This is a genomic window from Vibrio nigripulchritudo (assembly GCF_027924785.1).
Lineage (GTDB): Bacteria > Pseudomonadota > Gammaproteobacteria > Enterobacterales > Vibrionaceae > Vibrio > Vibrio nigripulchritudo.
Map to the genome: position 1 here is coordinate 784,127 of NZ_AP027049.1, position 15,854 is coordinate 799,980.

Annotated in this window: 14 protein-coding genes; 9 read left to right on the forward strand and 5 right to left on the reverse strand. The window is 45.9% G+C overall.

Features of this window, described 5'->3' with window-relative positions:
* The first annotated feature begins 216 nt into the window (after positions 1-216).
* From gmhB to treC, 5 genes are all read left to right on the forward strand, one after another.
* Positions 217-771 carry a D-glycero-beta-D-manno-heptose 1,7-bisphosphate 7-phosphatase gene (gene gmhB / locus QMG91_RS03775; RefSeq protein ID WP_004400812.1) on the forward strand — a complete coding sequence of 185 codons (555 nt, stop codon included), beginning with the start codon at positions 217-219 and terminating at the stop codon, positions 769-771.
* A gap of 3 nt (positions 772-774) precedes the next feature.
* Positions 775-1,113 (forward strand): MliC family protein, encoded by a 339-nt coding sequence (locus tag QMG91_RS03780; protein ID WP_281828996.1) that lies wholly within the window; start codon positions 775-777, stop codon positions 1,111-1,113.
* 93 nt (positions 1,114-1,206) lie between these two features.
* Positions 1,207-2,157, forward strand: a complete 951-nt coding sequence (treR, locus tag QMG91_RS03785) for a trehalose operon repressor TreR (RefSeq protein ID WP_281828998.1) — start codon at positions 1,207-1,209, stop codon at positions 2,155-2,157.
* Between the two features lie 196 nt (positions 2,158-2,353).
* Entirely contained in the window at positions 2,354-3,778 is a 1,425-nt protein-coding gene (gene treB / locus QMG91_RS03790; RefSeq protein WP_004400815.1) for a PTS trehalose transporter subunit IIBC, read from the forward strand.
* A gap of 66 nt (positions 3,779-3,844) precedes the next feature.
* Positions 3,845-5,515 carry an alpha,alpha-phosphotrehalase gene (treC, locus tag QMG91_RS03795; protein WP_281828999.1) on the forward strand — a complete coding sequence of 557 codons (1,671 nt, stop codon included), beginning with the start codon at positions 3,845-3,847 and terminating at the stop codon, positions 5,513-5,515.
* Between the two features lie 52 nt (positions 5,516-5,567).
* Here the strand turns inward: treC and QMG91_RS03800 are convergent, their stop codons facing one another.
* A complete protein-coding gene (locus QMG91_RS03800) occupies positions 5,568-6,179 on the reverse strand; it encodes a YitT family protein (RefSeq protein ID WP_004400819.1) in 612 nt (203 codons plus the stop codon).
* Between the two features lie 348 nt (positions 6,180-6,527).
* Here QMG91_RS03800 and glyA point away from each other — a divergent pair, with 348 nt between their 5' ends.
* The 4 genes from glyA (at position 6,528) to dnaJ (ending at position 13,098) form a co-directional block, all read left to right on the forward strand.
* Complete coding sequence (gene glyA / locus QMG91_RS03805; protein WP_004400820.1) at positions 6,528-7,778, forward strand: serine hydroxymethyltransferase; 1,251 nt, start codon at positions 6,528-6,530, stop codon at positions 7,776-7,778.
* A 448-nt stretch (positions 7,779-8,226) separates the two neighbouring features.
* Positions 8,227-9,492, forward strand: a complete 1,266-nt coding sequence (locus QMG91_RS03810; protein ID WP_281829002.1) for a dicarboxylate/amino acid:cation symporter — start codon at positions 8,227-8,229, stop codon at positions 9,490-9,492.
* 265 nt (positions 9,493-9,757) lie between these two features.
* Positions 9,758-11,671 (forward strand): molecular chaperone DnaK, encoded by a 1,914-nt coding sequence (dnaK, locus tag QMG91_RS03815; protein WP_281829003.1) that lies wholly within the window; start codon positions 9,758-9,760, stop codon positions 11,669-11,671.
* 281 nt (positions 11,672-11,952) lie between these two features.
* Entirely contained in the window at positions 11,953-13,098 is a 1,146-nt protein-coding gene (gene dnaJ / locus QMG91_RS03820; protein ID WP_004400825.1) for a molecular chaperone DnaJ, read from the forward strand.
* Between the two features lie 67 nt (positions 13,099-13,165).
* Here dnaJ and QMG91_RS03825 read toward each other — a convergent pair whose 3' ends face one another.
* From QMG91_RS03825 to ybeD, 4 genes are all read right to left on the reverse strand, one after another.
* Positions 13,166-13,492, reverse strand: coding sequence for a hypothetical protein (locus tag QMG91_RS03825; RefSeq protein ID WP_004400827.1), 327 nt, complete (start codon positions 13,490-13,492; stop codon positions 13,166-13,168).
* Between the two features lie 227 nt (positions 13,493-13,719).
* Positions 13,720-14,685 (reverse strand): lipoyl synthase, encoded by a 966-nt coding sequence (lipA, locus tag QMG91_RS03830; RefSeq protein WP_022551423.1) that lies wholly within the window; start codon positions 14,683-14,685, stop codon positions 13,720-13,722.
* A complete protein-coding gene (lipB, locus tag QMG91_RS03835) occupies positions 14,682-15,341 on the reverse strand; it encodes a lipoyl(octanoyl) transferase LipB (RefSeq protein ID WP_281829006.1) in 660 nt (219 codons plus the stop codon). Before lipB ends, lipA begins: the two co-directional genes overlap by 4 nt.
* Positions 15,342-15,533: 192 nt before the next feature.
* Positions 15,534-15,812 (reverse strand): DUF493 family protein YbeD, encoded by a 279-nt coding sequence (ybeD, locus tag QMG91_RS03840; protein ID WP_004400833.1) that lies wholly within the window; start codon positions 15,810-15,812, stop codon positions 15,534-15,536.
* Positions 15,813-15,854 lie beyond the last annotated feature (42 nt).

Consider the following 15,854-nt stretch of genomic DNA (forward strand, 5'->3'; position numbering starts at 1 on the left):
ACGTCTAGACGTCTAAAGATCTTTATGGATGGACTGTGATATTTGTTCAAAGCAAGGAAAAGTGTGCGCTGGCGGCAAATTGCACCGTTTATTCCTCTATTGAGTCTAAAAAGTAATTGAATAGTGCGAACAGGTATAAAGCATGTAATAATTTGCGCTTATTGAACTCGATAGCCAGTTATCTGTGCTCTCGGAAGGATTGTTGAGGAATCGATTTTGGCTAAACCTGCCGTATTTCTGGATCGCGATGGCGTGATAAACGTAGACCATGGGTACGTCCATGATGAACATGACTTCGAGTTTATTGATGGTGTCTTTGAAGCCACAAAAGCGTTAAAAGACATGGGGTATCTGCTGGTATTGGTGACCAATCAGTCCGGTATTGCCCGAGGCTTATTTACTGAAGATCGCTTCCTGTCGTTGACTCAGTGGATGGATTGGAACTTTGTTGATAACGGTGTCGAGTTCGATGGTTTCTACTACAGCCCTTATCACGAAGAACACGGTATCGGTAAGTACAAGAAAGACAGTGATTGCCGCAAACCCAAGCCGGGTATGCTTATTTCGGCCCGTGACTTTCTGAAAATCGACATGGAAAAATCGGTTATGGTGGGCGATAAAGCGGAAGATATGATGGCCGCGGAAGCCGCAGAAGTTGCAACCCGAATTCTGGTTCGGACCGGCAAACCCATCACGGAAAAAGGCGAAGCGTTGGCGACCACGGTGCTGGATAGCATTAAAGATGTCCCTGAATTTCTGAAAAGCCGTTAAGCCATGACATTAAAGTTCTGGAGCATTTCTCTTTTCGTATTACTGGTCGGGTGCAGCAATCAAGTTGCAACCCCCAATACTTATGTTTGCGGTGATCAGTTAGAGCTTTGGTCGCATCCAATAAATGAGTATGAATTGCAGATCGAGTTGGATAACGAACGTTTCCTGATGACTCGTGTTCCTAGCGCATCTGGTGAGAAGTACGAAAATCGCTATCTCGGTCTGGTGTTCTGGACCAAAGGAAGTGAAGCCAGCTTGTCGATGCCCGATTCCCCATTGCAGATGTGCACTCAGATGAACCCGAATAAGACTTCTCTGTCTTCACAGAAGACGTTGTTTTAATTCTCTCATCACCCTTTGATGTGGGAAAGTTGCAATTTACCCACAGTTTTCGGCACTATTCTTTCACTAACTCCTCAACATAAATGAACGTCTATGAGTAAGAAGCTCACTATTCTGGATATTGCCCGCCTTGCAGGTGTTGGCAAATCGACCGTATCACGTGTCTTGACTAAAGATCCGAAAGTTAAACCCGATACCCGGAAGAAAGTAGAGCAGATCATAGCGGACTCTGGTTACGTTCCTTCTAAATCTGCCCAGTCTATGCGGGGTGGAAGCCAGAAAGTGATTGGTGTGATTATTTCTCGTCTGGATTCACCTTCTGAAAATCTCGTGGTTAGCGCACTATTAAAAGCTTTGTATGCAGAAGGCTACGATGTGGTGATCATGGAAAGTCAGTTTGACTGCGACAAAACGAATGAACATCTGTCGGTGCTTAAACGTCGAAATGTGGATGGGGTGATTGTGTTTGGTTTCTCCGGCTGTGACATGTATGCACTGGAAAACTGGGGACACCGCGCGGTTGTGATTGCGGCAGATTCAACGGAAATCTCTTCGGTAAACTACGATAATCAAGCCGTGATTGAAATGGCGTTAAACCAGCTGAGAGAATCCAACAATTCCAATATTGCATTCATCGGTGTAGACGACAGCGATGTTACAACGGGTTTAATGCGTACTCAGGCTTACCTGTCCTGGTGCGAATCACATGCCATTAAGCCGAATTACCGCTCTGGTGAACTCAACCATGAAAGTGGATACCGGCTGGTGGATGATGTCCTAAAACCAGAAACGGACGCCATTGTTTGCGCCAGCGATTCCATTGCTCTGGGCGTCAATAAACGACTTCAGGAACTGGGGCGAGGTGATGTGACGGTATTTGGTGTTGGTGGCAATCCACTCCTTTCTTTCCTGTTCCCCAATACATTGAGCATTGATCCCGGATATGTGGAAGCGGGCAACCAAGCTGCCAGCTTACTCATTGATCAACTTCAGAATGAGCCGGATGTAAATCACATTACGCTCTCTCCAAGCCTGCCAGGTTAACCTATTGAATCTTATGTAGTATTTAAATGTGTAGTGAAGGTCTTTATGGATTCCACTACATTTTAAATGTGATCATGTTCAATTTGTGGGACTGTTCCCATTTTTATCTAACATTACTGATGGCAATATAAATAATAATAAATGGGAACGGTCCCAAAAATATAACAGAACGTGAATACAAATAGGATGAACAGTTATGAGTAAAGTAGCGAAGCAAGACGTCGCTAAAATCCTCGAACTCGTAGGAGGAAGCGACAATATTGCCAGTGTAAGTCATTGTCTGACGCGCTTACGCTTTGTACTAAATGATACTGAGGCAGCGGATGTTAAAGGTTTAGAGTCGATCTCTATCGTCCGAGGCTGTTTTACCAATGCCGGGCAATTTCAGGTCGTGATTGGTAACGAAGTCGACGAGGTTTACAAGATCCTACTTGAGCTGTCTGGCAAGAGCAGTGCAAGTAAAGACGAAGCTAAACTGGCTGCGCGCCAGAATATGAATATTCTTGAGCGCGGAATTTCCCACCTGGCAGAAATTTTTGTTCCTCTTTTGCCTGCCATTATTACAGGTGGTTTGATTCTTGGTTTCCGCAATGTCATCGGCGACATCAAAATGTTCGACGGCCAGACATTAACCCAAATCAGCCAGTTCTGGGCAACGGTACACTCTTTCCTATGGCTTATTGGCGAGGCGATCTTCTTCTTCCTGCCAGTAGGGGTCTGCTGGTCAACAGTTCGAAAGCTCGGTGGTACACCTATTCTGGGTATCACCTTGGGTGTCACGTTGGTATCTCCTCAGTTAATGAACGCTTATCTGATTGGTAAAGAAGTGCCGGAAGTGTGGGATTTCGGTTTGTTTGTGATTGAGAAGGTAGGCTATCAGGCTCAGGTGATTCCTGCGATGTTAGCGGGTATGGCGCTCGCCTTTATTGAAACGAACCTGAAACGCATCGTACCAGGATACTTATATCTGGTGGTGGTGCCATTTGTATCCATCCTGCTTTCTGTGATTTTGGCTCACTCGTTGATCGGACCGTTTGGTCGTATGCTGGGCGATGGTGTGGCATTTGCTGCTAAAGCTGCGATGACAGGTGACTTCGCCATTGTTGGCGCAACCATCTTCGGTTTCCTTTACGCTCCATTGGTGATTACTGGTGTGCACCACACGACCAACGCAGTAGATCTTCAACTGATGCAGGAATTAGGTGGTACGCCTATCTGGCCTTTGATTGCGCTTTCTAACATTGCTCAGGCATCGGCGGTTGTAGGTATCATTCTTATTAGCCGAAAAGAAGGTGAGCGAGACATCTCCGTACCTGCGGCAATCTCTGCTTATCTGGGTGTGACTGAACCTGCAATGTACGGTATCAACCTGAAGTATAAGTTCCCAATGCTCAGTGCAATGGCTGGGTCTGCAATTGCCGCGGCTATCTGTGGCAGCGCAGGGGTGATGGCAAACGGAATTGGTGTCGGTGGTCTGCCGGGCATTCTTTCTATTCAACCTCAATACTGGACCATTTTTGGTGTGGCTATGCTGGTGGCTATCTTCGTTCCAGCCATGCTGACGCTGTTCTTCTACAAGCGTGCCCAACAAAAAGGCGAGCTGGTTGCTGCAGCCGCTTAACATTATGCAGGCAGCCTGCTTTCTCCCCCTTGTCGGCTGCCTGCGCTTTACTCTGAGATCAAAGCAATGACAATTCATAAAGATTGGTGGCGCAAAGCGTCGGTTTACCAAATCTATCCAAAAAGTTTTTGTGACAGCGGAAGTTCTGGCACGGGTGATATTCAGGGAATCATTTCAAAGTTAGGGTATTTGAAAGCGCTGGGTATTGATGCCATTTGGCTGACGCCTGTTTATGCTTCTCCCATGGTAGACAATGGTTACGACATTTCGGACTACTATGCGATCAATCCTGATTTCGGCACTATGGCGGACTTTGACCAGCTTTTGGAAGAAGCGCATGACAAAGGTATCCGGATTATTATGGATATTGTGGTCAACCATACCTCAACTGAGCATCACTGGTTTCAGTCCGCGCTAGGCGACAAAAATAGCCCATACCGTGATTACTACATCTGGCGTGATCCGGTAAATGAAAGTGTGCCAAACAACTGGCAATCCAAGTTTGGTGGTTCAGCCTGGGAGATGGACGAAGCTACAGGACAGTATTATCTTCACCTGTTTGCCAAAGAGCAGGCAGATTTGAATTGGGAGAATCCGAAAGTAAGGGAAGAAGTGAAGTCGGTGATCAGCTTTTGGGCTGAAAAAGGGGTCGATGGGTTCCGACTTGACGTGATTAACCTGATTTCGAAGCAGCAGGATTTTCCGTCGGATGAGGAGGGAGATGGTCGCCGCTTTTATACTGATGGACCTCGCGTGCATGAGTATTTACAGGAAATCAGTGAATCGGTATTTCAGAAATACGACAGCGTAACCGTGGGGGAAATGTCGTCCACAACGCTGGATCATTGTCAGCAGTACTCGTCTTTAGATGGCAAAGAGCTCTCCATGGTCTTCAACTTTCATCATCTTAAAGTGGATTACCCCAATGGTGAGAAATGGAGCCTGGCGCCACTCGACTTTCTGCAACTCAAATCCATTTTTAATCACTGGCAACAAGGGCTAAATGGAAAAGGGTGGGGAGCTCTGTTTTGGTGTAACCACGATCAGCCGCGTATAGTGAGCCGGTTGGGGAACGACTCTGAGTTTCGAGTTGAGTCAGCCAAAATGCTGGCTGCCTCTGTTCATTTTATGCAGGGCACGCCATACATCTATCAAGGGGAAGAGATTGGCATGACCAATCCTCATTTTGATTCGCTTGGGCAATATCGCGATGTCGAAAGTACCAATATGTACGACATTATGGTGAATCAGCAGGGTGTAGAGCACGATAAAATGATGAAGATTCTGGCGAGTAAATCCCGAGATAATTCGCGAACGCCAATGCAATGGGATGCCACTTCACACGCTGGATTTACTCAGGGGACCCCGTGGATAGATGTTGCCAGCAACTATACCGAGATTAACGCTGTCGCGGCTTTTGAAGACAAGAACTCAGTTTTTTACTTCTATCAGTCTTTGATAAAACTAAGAAAAGCGATACCGGTGATAACGGATGGGGATTACAAAGACCTGATACCAACTCACCCGTCGATATTTGCCTATTCTAGAAGTAACGCGAGTCAGACTTTGATTAGCCTTAATAACTACTATGGTGAAAACGTTGAATTTGATTTGCCATTCGAAGTAAACATAGATAACGCCAGAGTTATTCTTGGTAACTATGAGGGGCACGTAGAACAGCCTTTATCTCAGCCGCTTAGACCTTATGAGACAAGGACAATTTTGGTTGAGCACTAGCGCAGCAGATACAAGTAATAAGAAGCCGGGTCGTTATGCCTGGCTTCTCGTTTTAAGATTGCATTGAACGTTTGCTCACGCTGTATCGAGTCGGCTTGTGATTCATGGCAAGCACTAAGTTCAGTGCGACTGCACCTAAAATAGACAAGCCAATGACTTCCAGAGAAACAAAGAAGAAAGAAGCGATAAGGATAGCGCAGTCGATGATCATCTGGCTTTTACCCACGGAAAAACCTGTTTTGTCCTGAATGAACAGGCAAAGCACATTGAAGCCCCCCAGACTGGTGTGATGTCTGAACAAAATCAGCATTCCTAACCCCATTAACAGTCCACCCGAGATAGCGCAGTAGATGGGATTAATGTGGTCAATCTGAATCAGCCACTGTAGGTTGTCGGCAAAAATGGCGACAAGTGCACCCGAAATGGTACTGGTTATCGCGAAAGATAATCCAAAACGCTTCCAGGCCAGTATATAGAATGGAATATTTGAACCAAAATACAGCATACCGAAGCTAACAGGCACTAATTGGCTGACTAACAATGCCAGGCCAGTGGTTCCACCTGTCAGTAAGGCTGCGTTTTGTAAGAAGAATACGCCCTGAGCGACCAAAAATGTGCCCGTGAGAATGGCTATCCAATCTTCTTTGCGTGTGTGTTTTTCCATCAATTTGAATGTTAACTTACCGAAATTGATGCGAATACTAGTGAAAAACTGTTGTTTTCGATAGCTTGGTTACTAATTTGGTATGTAACTTATGTAACCTTAGATTTACATGGTGTAAACCTTTAAGTTGACAGTAATATCGTAAAGCTCAATCATATGTGCCACCACTATGATGCGGGCTCACATGGATCATGAAGAATCTACATAAAGAAAGTTGCAAAAGTCACTTTATGACGCAGATCAAATTATGTAGAATGCACCCCATCAAATACGGTGACGAAAACGTTTGCTTTTGGTCGTTGTGTGGTTTTTTTGAAACTTTCAGTCAATCTGAGTCAGGAGATACAGATGCTAAAGCGTGATATGAATATCGCTGATTACGATGCGGACTTGTTCGCAGCTATCCAAGAAGAAACTCTTCGCCAGGAAGAGCACATTGAGCTTATCGCTTCAGAAAACTACACCAGCCCACGTGTAATGGAAGCTCAAGGTTCTCAGCTTACAAACAAGTACGCTGAAGGCTACCCAGGCAAGCGTTACTACGGCGGTTGTGAGTACGTAGACAAGGTAGAAGCTTTGGCCATTGACCGCGCTTGTGAGTTGTTCGGCGCAGAATACGCGAACGTTCAGCCACACTCTGGTTCTCAGGCAAACAGCGCAGTATATATGGCGCTTCTAAATCCAGGCGACACAGTTCTGGGTATGAGCCTTGCACACGGTGGTCACCTGACTCACGGTTCTCCTGTAAACTTCTCTGGTAAGCACTACAACGTTATTCCTTACGGTATCGACGAAGCGGGTCAGATCAACTACGACGAAATGGAAGCTTTGGCTGTAGAGCACAAGCCTAAGATGATCATCGGTGGTTTCTCTGCTTACTCTCAGGTTTGTGATTGGGCGCGCATGCGTGAAATCGCGGACAAAGTAGGTGCTTACTTCTTCGTAGATATGGCGCACGTTGCGGGTCTTATTGCGGCTGGCGTATACCCGAACCCAGTGCCACACGCACACATCGTAACGACAACAACGCACAAAACTCTGGCTGGTCCACGTGGCGGTCTGATCCTGTCTAGTGCGGGCGAAGATTTCTACAAGAAGCTAAACTCAGCAGTATTCCCAGGCGGTCAGGGTGGTCCTCTGATGCACGTTATCGCTGGTAAAGCGGTAGCATTCAAAGAAGCTCTGGAACCTGAGTTCAAAGAATACCAACAACGTGTTGTTGCTAACGCAAAAGCAATGGTTGCGGAATTCCTGGAGCGTGGTTACAACATCGTTTCTGGCTCTACAGAAAACCACCTGTTCCTAGTTGATCTCATCGACAAAGACATCACAGGTAAAGACGCAGATGCAGCACTGGGTGCCGCTAACATCACGGTAAACAAGAACTCTGTACCAAACGATCCTCGCAGCCCGTTTGTTACATCTGGTATCCGTGTAGGTACGCCTTCTATCACTCGTCGTGGCTTCACTGAAGAAGATGCGAAGAACCTGGCTGGCTGGATGTGTGACATCCTTGACAACATGGGTGATGAAGCAGTGATCGAAGCAACGAAAGCAAAAGTGCTTGAGATCTGTAAGCGTCTACCTGTTTACGCTTAATTTCTTCACTACTCACTAGACTGTATGCTTGTTGAAGCGCACCTTTAGCGCTTCCTCATGTGGTAACAGTGGAATATAAAAACGCAGCTTTGATGGCTGCGTTTTTTTGTGCCGACTGAAGCAGATTCCTAGTTTTTCGCTTTTTAGAATTTCATCTTTTAAGCATGCTATCCGTAAGGTTAAATGACTTTATTTTTAATGAAAACTAGGATGTTTGTTTCCTGAGCAGTAAATGACTTAACTTACTGACCCTGTTTGTTTTTAGATTTTTGTTTCAAGGAAGGTGGAAAATATTGGATTAAATTTTGTGAAGTTCATTGTGATATTTTTGTTAATAGTGCCTTTTATTTGTAAATTCAGTGTGTATTATTCCTGCCCTCTGCCTCAATTGATGCAGTAAATAACTATCAAAACATTATATGCAAGCATAAACAACTGGAGTGAAACGATGAATAAATCGCTTTCAACAAAAATTTTTATAGGCCTCTTTGCTGGTCTGATGATTGGTACTGCAATTCAGTACCTGTTTAATGGCATTGCCATCATGGATACCTACGTTCTCGGTGCCGCAGAAGGCGCTGGTGGAATGTTCGTTTCACTGATCAAGTTATTGGTTGTGCCATTGGTATACGTATCGATTGTTTGCGGTATCGTAGAACTGAAAGACATCACCGCATTTGGTCGTCTTGGTGGTAAAACTTTTGCCCTTTACATTTTCAATACCATCATCGCGATTACTGCGGCGCTTACCATTGGTATGATTGTTCAGCCTGGTGCTGGTGCAAACCTCGCGGGTACAGTGTCAGAAACCATCGCTCTGACCACAACCGATACCCCAGACATTTTCTCTCTGGTCGTAAATATTGTCCCAAGTAACCCTGTTCAGGCGTTTGCGAATGGCGACATGCTACAAATCATCTTTATGGCGATTTTGACTGGTCTGGCGATTCAGGCTCTGGATTCACGTGGTGGTCCTGCGATTCGTACCTTCAAGATGGCGAATGAAATCATGATGAAGCTGGTAGGGCTGGTGATGAGCCTGGCGCCATATGGTGTATTTGCACTTATGATTCAGCTTGGTGCGACACTGGATGCCAATACTCTTGCCTCTGTGGCGGGTTATGTTGCGCTGGTTGTCGCAATGCTGGTGTTTTGGATCTTCTTCTTCTACCCAACCGTGGTGGGTCTGGCGACAGGCATTTCTCCGAAACAGTTCATGCGTGCGACACGTGAGCAGGTTTTGTTCTCACTATCGACAGCAAGCTCGAACGCGACGATTCCTGTCACCATGCGTACTCTGACTGAAAAACTGGATGTATCCAAGTCGGTTGCAGGCTTTGGAGTTCCGCTGGGCGCAACCATGAACATGTCTGGTGTGTCTATTTACATTGCGCTGGCTACTATCTTTGTGGCGAACGCTTTCGGTCAGCCAATCAATTCAGCCGATATCTTTACTCTCGGTCTGACAATCCTTCTTCTTTCTATTGGCGCGGGTGGTGTTCCTGGTGGCGGCGTGGTAATGGTAGGCGTGTTGCTTCACCAACTGGGTCTTCCACCTGAAGGTTTGGCTATTATTGCTGCTGTTGACCGTATCAATGATATGTTCTGTACGTCTTCAAACGTAGTGGGCGATACCGCTGTAAATACGATTGTTGCTAAGTCAGAAAATGAAATTGGTGTAGAAGAGAAATCGGAACCCGCTCAGGTGAGCTAAATACGACGTAAATCTCATAGAATTAGCGGAGCCTCAGGGCTCCGTTTTTGTTAGCAATAACAAGGGTTCAGCTTGAATCGAAAAAAAACGTAACTTTTTTTATCGAGTCCCCTTGAAAAGGTATTCCATGCCCTTATCTATTGGGCATAGACGAAGCAAAGTGATTTGCACACATATTTTGTGAGTAGGGGTTGAATCCCCATTCCTCATCCCCACTTAAAGGGGATATAGCAAAAAGATAATTGATTTAATCGGAGATAGCCTGATGGGTAAAATCATTGGTATTGACTTAGGTACTACTAACTCTTGTGTTTCTGTACTGGACGGCGACAAGCCACGTGTTATTGAAAATGCTGAAGGTGAGCGTACAACAGCATCGGTAATCGCATACACAGACGGTGAAACGCTGGTAGGTCAACCTGCAAAACGTCAAGCAGTTACAAACCCTGAAAATACGCTATTTGCAATCAAGCGTTTGATCGGTCGTCGTTTTGAAGACGAAGAAGTTCAGCGCGACATCGAAATCATGCCTTACAAAATCATTAAGGCTGACAACGGCGATGCTTGGGTAGAAGCGAAAGGTCAAAAAATGGCAGCTCCTCAGGTTTCTGCTGAAGTTCTTAAAAAGATGAAGAAGACTGCAGAAGACTTCCTGGGTGAAGAAGTAACAGGTGCTGTTGTTACTGTTCCTGCATACTTCAACGACGCACAGCGCCAGGCAACTAAAGATGCTGGTCGTATCGCTGGTCTTGATGTTAAGCGTATCATCAACGAACCAACTGCTGCTGCTCTGGCTTACGGTCTGGACAAGCAAGAAGGTGACCGCACAATCGCTGTATACGACCTTGGTGGTGGTACATTCGATATCTCTATCATCGAAATCGACAATGTTGATGGCGAGCAGACTTTCGAAGTACTAGCAACTAACGGTGATACTCACCTCGGTGGTGAAGACTTTGATAACCGTCTAATCAACTACTTGGTTGACGAGTTCAAGAAAGAGCAGGGCATCGATCTTAAGACTGACCCTCTAGCAATGCAGCGTGTTAAAGAAGCTGCAGAGAAAGCGAAAATCGAACTGTCTTCTGCACAGCAAACTGACGTAAACCTACCTTACGTAACAGCTGACGCAACTGGTCCTAAGCACATGAACGTTAAAGTAACGCGTGCGAAGCTGGAAGCACTGGTTGAAGACCTGGTACAACGTTCTCTAGAGCCTCTAAAAGTTGCTCTTGCAGACTCAGATCTATCAGTAAGCGAAATTACAGACGTAATTCTTGTTGGTGGTCAGACTCGTATGCCAATGGTTCAGGCTAAAGTGGCTGAATTCTTCGGTAAAGAAGCTCGTAAAGACGTAAACCCTGATGAAGCAGTAGCAATGGGTGCTGCGGTTCAAGGTGGTGTACTAGCGGGTGACGTGAAAGACGTACTGCTTCTGGACGTTACACCTCTGTCTCTGGGTATCGAAACAATGGGCGGTGTAATGACTGCTCTAGTTGAGAAGAACACAACGGTTCCAACAAAAGCGAACCAAGTATTCTCTACAGCAGAAGACAACCAGAACGCAGTAACTATCCACGTTCTTCAAGGTGAGCGTAAGCAAGCGATGCATAACAAATCTCTAGGTCAATTCAACCTAGAAGGCATCCAGCCTGCACCACGTGGCATGCCACAAATCGAAGTAACTTTCGACCTTGATGCGGATGGTATTCTTCACGTATCTGCGAAAGACAAGTCGACGGGTAAAGAGCAGAAGATCACTATCCAGGCATCTGGCGGTCTGAGCGACGACGAAATCGAGAAAATGGTACAAGAAGCAGAAGCAAACAAAGAAGCGGACAAGAAGTTCGAAGAGTTAGCATCTGCACGTAACCAAGCTGACCAAATGATTCACGGTACTCAGAAGCAGGTAGAAGAAGCAGGTGATGCACTACCAGCTGACGAGAAAGAGAAAATCGAAGCAGCAATCAAAGAGCTGGAAGAAGCGAAGAAAGGCGAAGACAAAGAAGCCATCGACGCGAAAGTTCAGGCTCTGATGGCAGCATCTCAAAAGCTGATGGAAATTGCACAGCAGAAAGCACAAGCTGCACAAGGCGGTGCTGAAGCAGGCGAACAACCTCAGCAAGATGACGATGTGGTAGACGCTGAGTTCGAAGAAGTTAAAGACGAGAAGAAATAATTTCTCTGCCTGAGTCGCTGAGCTCAACAGATAATCAGTGACTCAGTATTGAAAATCTTCTATGCTGCGGGCGTTCGAGGTATCTCTTACGCCCGCAAATTTGTAAACGAGGAATCAATCCAGATAAAGAGACTGTAAACCTAGGTGTCCCGCAAGACTAGCCAGTTGTGCTATTCATACATATGCTTTTCTCATAACCTTTGGTTCAGCCTTCTTATCTAGATTGATACAAACACCAAGCGGAACTCTCCGTTTGCAGTAATAAATTGGTGACGAAGAACATGTCAAAACGTGATTTTTACGAAGTATTAGGCGTCGGCCGTGATGCATCAGAACGTGATATTAAGAAGGCGTATAAGCGCCTTGCAATGAAGTTTCACCCAGACCGTAACCAGGGTGATGAATCTGCTGCCGAAAAGTTTAAAGAAGTAAAAGAAGCGTACGAAATTCTGCTCGACCCTCAAAAGAAAGCCGCATACGACCAGTACGGTCATGCAGCCTTTGAACAAGGTGGTATGGGCGGAGGCGGTGGCTTCGGTGGAGGCGGCGCTGATTTTGGTGACATTTTCGGTGATGTATTTGGTGATATCTTTGGCGGCGGTCGCCGTGGTGGCGGTCAGGCACGTGCACAGCGTGGTGCGGATTTACGTTACAACATGGAGCTGTCGCTAGAAGAAGCGGTTCGCGGTGTTGAGAAAGAGATTGAAGTTCCGACATTGGTTGAATGTGATACGTGTGATGGCTCTGGTGCTAAACGAGGAACTAAGCCTCAGACATGTGGAACCTGTCATGGTCACGGTCAAGTTCAGATGCGTCAGGGTTTCTTTGCGGTTCAGCAAACGTGTCCAACCTGTCATGGAACAGGCAAAATCATTAAAGATCCTTGTGTTGAATGTCATGGACAAGGTCGCAAGCAAAAAACGAAAACACTCAATGTTAAGATCCCTGCTGGTGTAGATACTGGTGATCGCATTCGTCTTTCAGGTGAAGGTGAAGCGGGTGAAATGGGGGCTCCAGCCGGTGACTTGTACGTTCAGGTACACGTTCGTGAGCACAACATCTTTGAGCGTGATGGCAACAACCTATACTGTGAAGTACCAGTTAGCTTTGCAATGGCTGCATTAGGTGGTGAAGTTGAAGTTCCAACTCTTGATGGTCGTGTAAACCTGAAAGTGCCAGAAGAAACACAAACGGGTCGTATGTTCCGTATGCGTGGCAAAGGTGTGAAAGGGGTTCGCGGCGGCGGTATCGGTGACTTGATTGTTAAGCTGGTTGTAGAAACACCGGTTAAGCTAAGTTCTCGCCAGAAAGAGCTATTGCGTGAATTTGAAGAAACCTGTGGTGGAGAAGCGGCAAATAAGCATAAGCCGAAATCTGAAGGTTTCTTCAACGGTGTTAAGAAGTTCTTTGATGACCTGACCAGTTAAGAATTAATAGAATGAAAAAACGACAGCCTTGGCTGTCGTTTTTTTGTATCTGAAATAAGCCAGTGACTTATTTGTTGATGCTGATGGTTTCACCAGACTTACAACGGAATTGGTAGTAACGCTGGCTTTCGTTAAATTTCGACAGACCTTCACCACTACAGTAGTCAGCATTGATGTTACGCATGGTCTCTAATGTGGCTTCTGAACGAAGAGCGAATTTAGAACCATCAGCACATACGATACGAACACGACCGTCGTCACTCACTGAGTAGACTTTAACTTCGGTATTACATAGTTCGAAAGACGCGTCCATGTAGTTATCTTGTTGAGTAGGTGCTGAACCACAACCTACCAGCGTAAGTGCCATTAGACCTGCTGCTGCAAATAATTTCATCTGTAGTTTCCAACTGGTTGATGTAAGTTTGATGCTGAACTATAAGTCGAAAGCATTGTAATGTAAAAAGATCCCTTTACGTGTTTCGTCAATACTCAGCAGAAATTAAGTATGTACGCATCTTAGCGCAAAGCCTAAGGTGAGTAAAATTCTGGTATAAAAAACGCCCCGGTTTTATTAAACCGGGGCACATTATAAAAACAGTAGTAATAATAGAAGCTTAAGCTCTATTTTACTTCCACACCTTTTGCCTGAAGATCTGCATGGTAGGAAGAACGAACAAACGGTCCGCAAGCGGCATGTGTAAAGCCAAGGTCCAGAGCGATGTCTTTCAGTTCATCAAATTCAGAAGGCGGAACGTAACGCTCTACCGCCAGGTGGTGACGGCTTGGAGCTAGGTACTGACCAAGTGTCAGCATGGTGACGCCATGAGCGCGAAGGTCTTTCAATACTTCGACAATCTCTTCTTTGGTTTCGCCAAGACCCATCATTAAACCGGATTTGGTTGGCACATCAGGATGCTGTTCTTTAAATTTGCGAAGCAGATCCAAAGACCACTTGTAGTTCGCCCCCGGACGTACCTTACGATACAGGCGAGGTGCAGTTTCCAGGTTGTGGTTGAACACATCTGGTGGATTGTCTTTTAGCAGTTCTAGAGCGGTATCCATACGACCACGGAAGTCTGGAACCAGCGTCTCAATTCGGATGTGCGGATTCATTGCGCGAATCTCGCGGTTACAGTCTGCAAAGTGCTGAGCACCACCATCACGAAGATCGTCTCGGTCTACTGACGTGATAACCACGTATTTCAGTTTCATGTCCTTAATCGTTTGCGCAAGATGCTGAGGTTCATTCGCATCCGGAGTAACAGGACGACCATGGGCTACGTCACAGAAAGGACAACGGCGAGTACAGATAGCACCCAGAATCATGAAGGTTGCCGTACCGTGGTTAAAACACTCTGCCAGGTTTGGGCAAGACGCTTCTTCACATACCGAGTGAAGATTGTTCTTACGCATTGCTGCCTTGATGTCCTGAATACGTTGGCTATCAGCAGGCAGTTTGATTTTCATCCATTCCGGCTTGCGCAACACTTCCTTCTGTTCCACGGGCATATTCTTGACCGGAATTAGTGCCATTTTGTCGGCGTCGCGATACTTAACGCCTTTTTCCATCTGGATTGGTTTGCTCATGATGATTTGCTTTCTGTAATTATTTCTACGTGCTTGTAGCCCAGAAGCGTGACAAGCTCTTCGACCAGCGTATCTTCGACGCTGCTTACTTCAGTGTTTCTATTAAAATCGTTTAACTGCACCATCTCCATTCCCTGGTAACCACATGGGTTAATACGAAGAAATGGGGTAAGGTCCATGTTTACGTTTAAGGCTAGCCCATGAAAAGAGCACCCTTTGCGGATCCTAAGCCCTAACGAGCAAATTTTCCTGTCTTCTACGTAAACGCCCGGAGCATCCGGCTTGGCTGAGGAGTCGATTCCATAACGGGAAAGCGTATTGATAACTAAATTTTCAATATGAGTGACCAGATCTCGTACACCCAGCTTACGCCTTCTCAGGTTCAAAAGGAAATACGCCACGATTTGACCCGGACCATGATAGGTCACTTGCCCTCCGCGATCGCTTTGAACGACTGGAATATCGCCTGTATTCAAAAGGTGTTCGGTTTTACCTGCTTGTCCTTGAGTGAATACCGGGTTGTGCTCAACCAGCCAGACTTCGTCAACCGTATCTTCATCACGGTTGTCGGTGAAATCATGCATGGATTGCCAAACGGGTAGGTAATCTTGTCGACCTAGTTTTTTAACAACTAACTGGTCCTGGACATCGAGCAATGTGAGAATTCCTTTGGAGTACGAGCGATTTAGTAAACGGATTATAAACGTCTTTAACCAATCTAACTACACATAAGCGACATGGATTTTACATCTGAGCCAGAATAATGTGCTGAGATTCGAGGTGAGGCATTGTCATTAACAAAAACAGCGACATGACGTCGCTGCTTGTTTTATCGGGTATCGCGTGGATCAAAGTACCATGCGTACGATGTCGATTTCGCCCAGCTCTTTGTACAGGGTTTCAACCTGCTCGATAGAAGTGGCGGTAATAGTAACCGATACAGAGTTATAGGTGCCTTTACCACTTGGTTTAACTGATGGGCTGTAGTCGCCTGGAGCGTGACGCTGAATCACCTCTAGCACAAGCTCTGGCAGTTCTGGCTTTGCGTAGCCCATTACCTTGTAAGTGAACTGACAAGGGAACTCCAGCAGGTCTTTTAGTTTTGCATCTGAGTTGATAGTCAACATTGCTAGGACTCCGTTTTTATATTCGATATAGCGGTGCGAAAT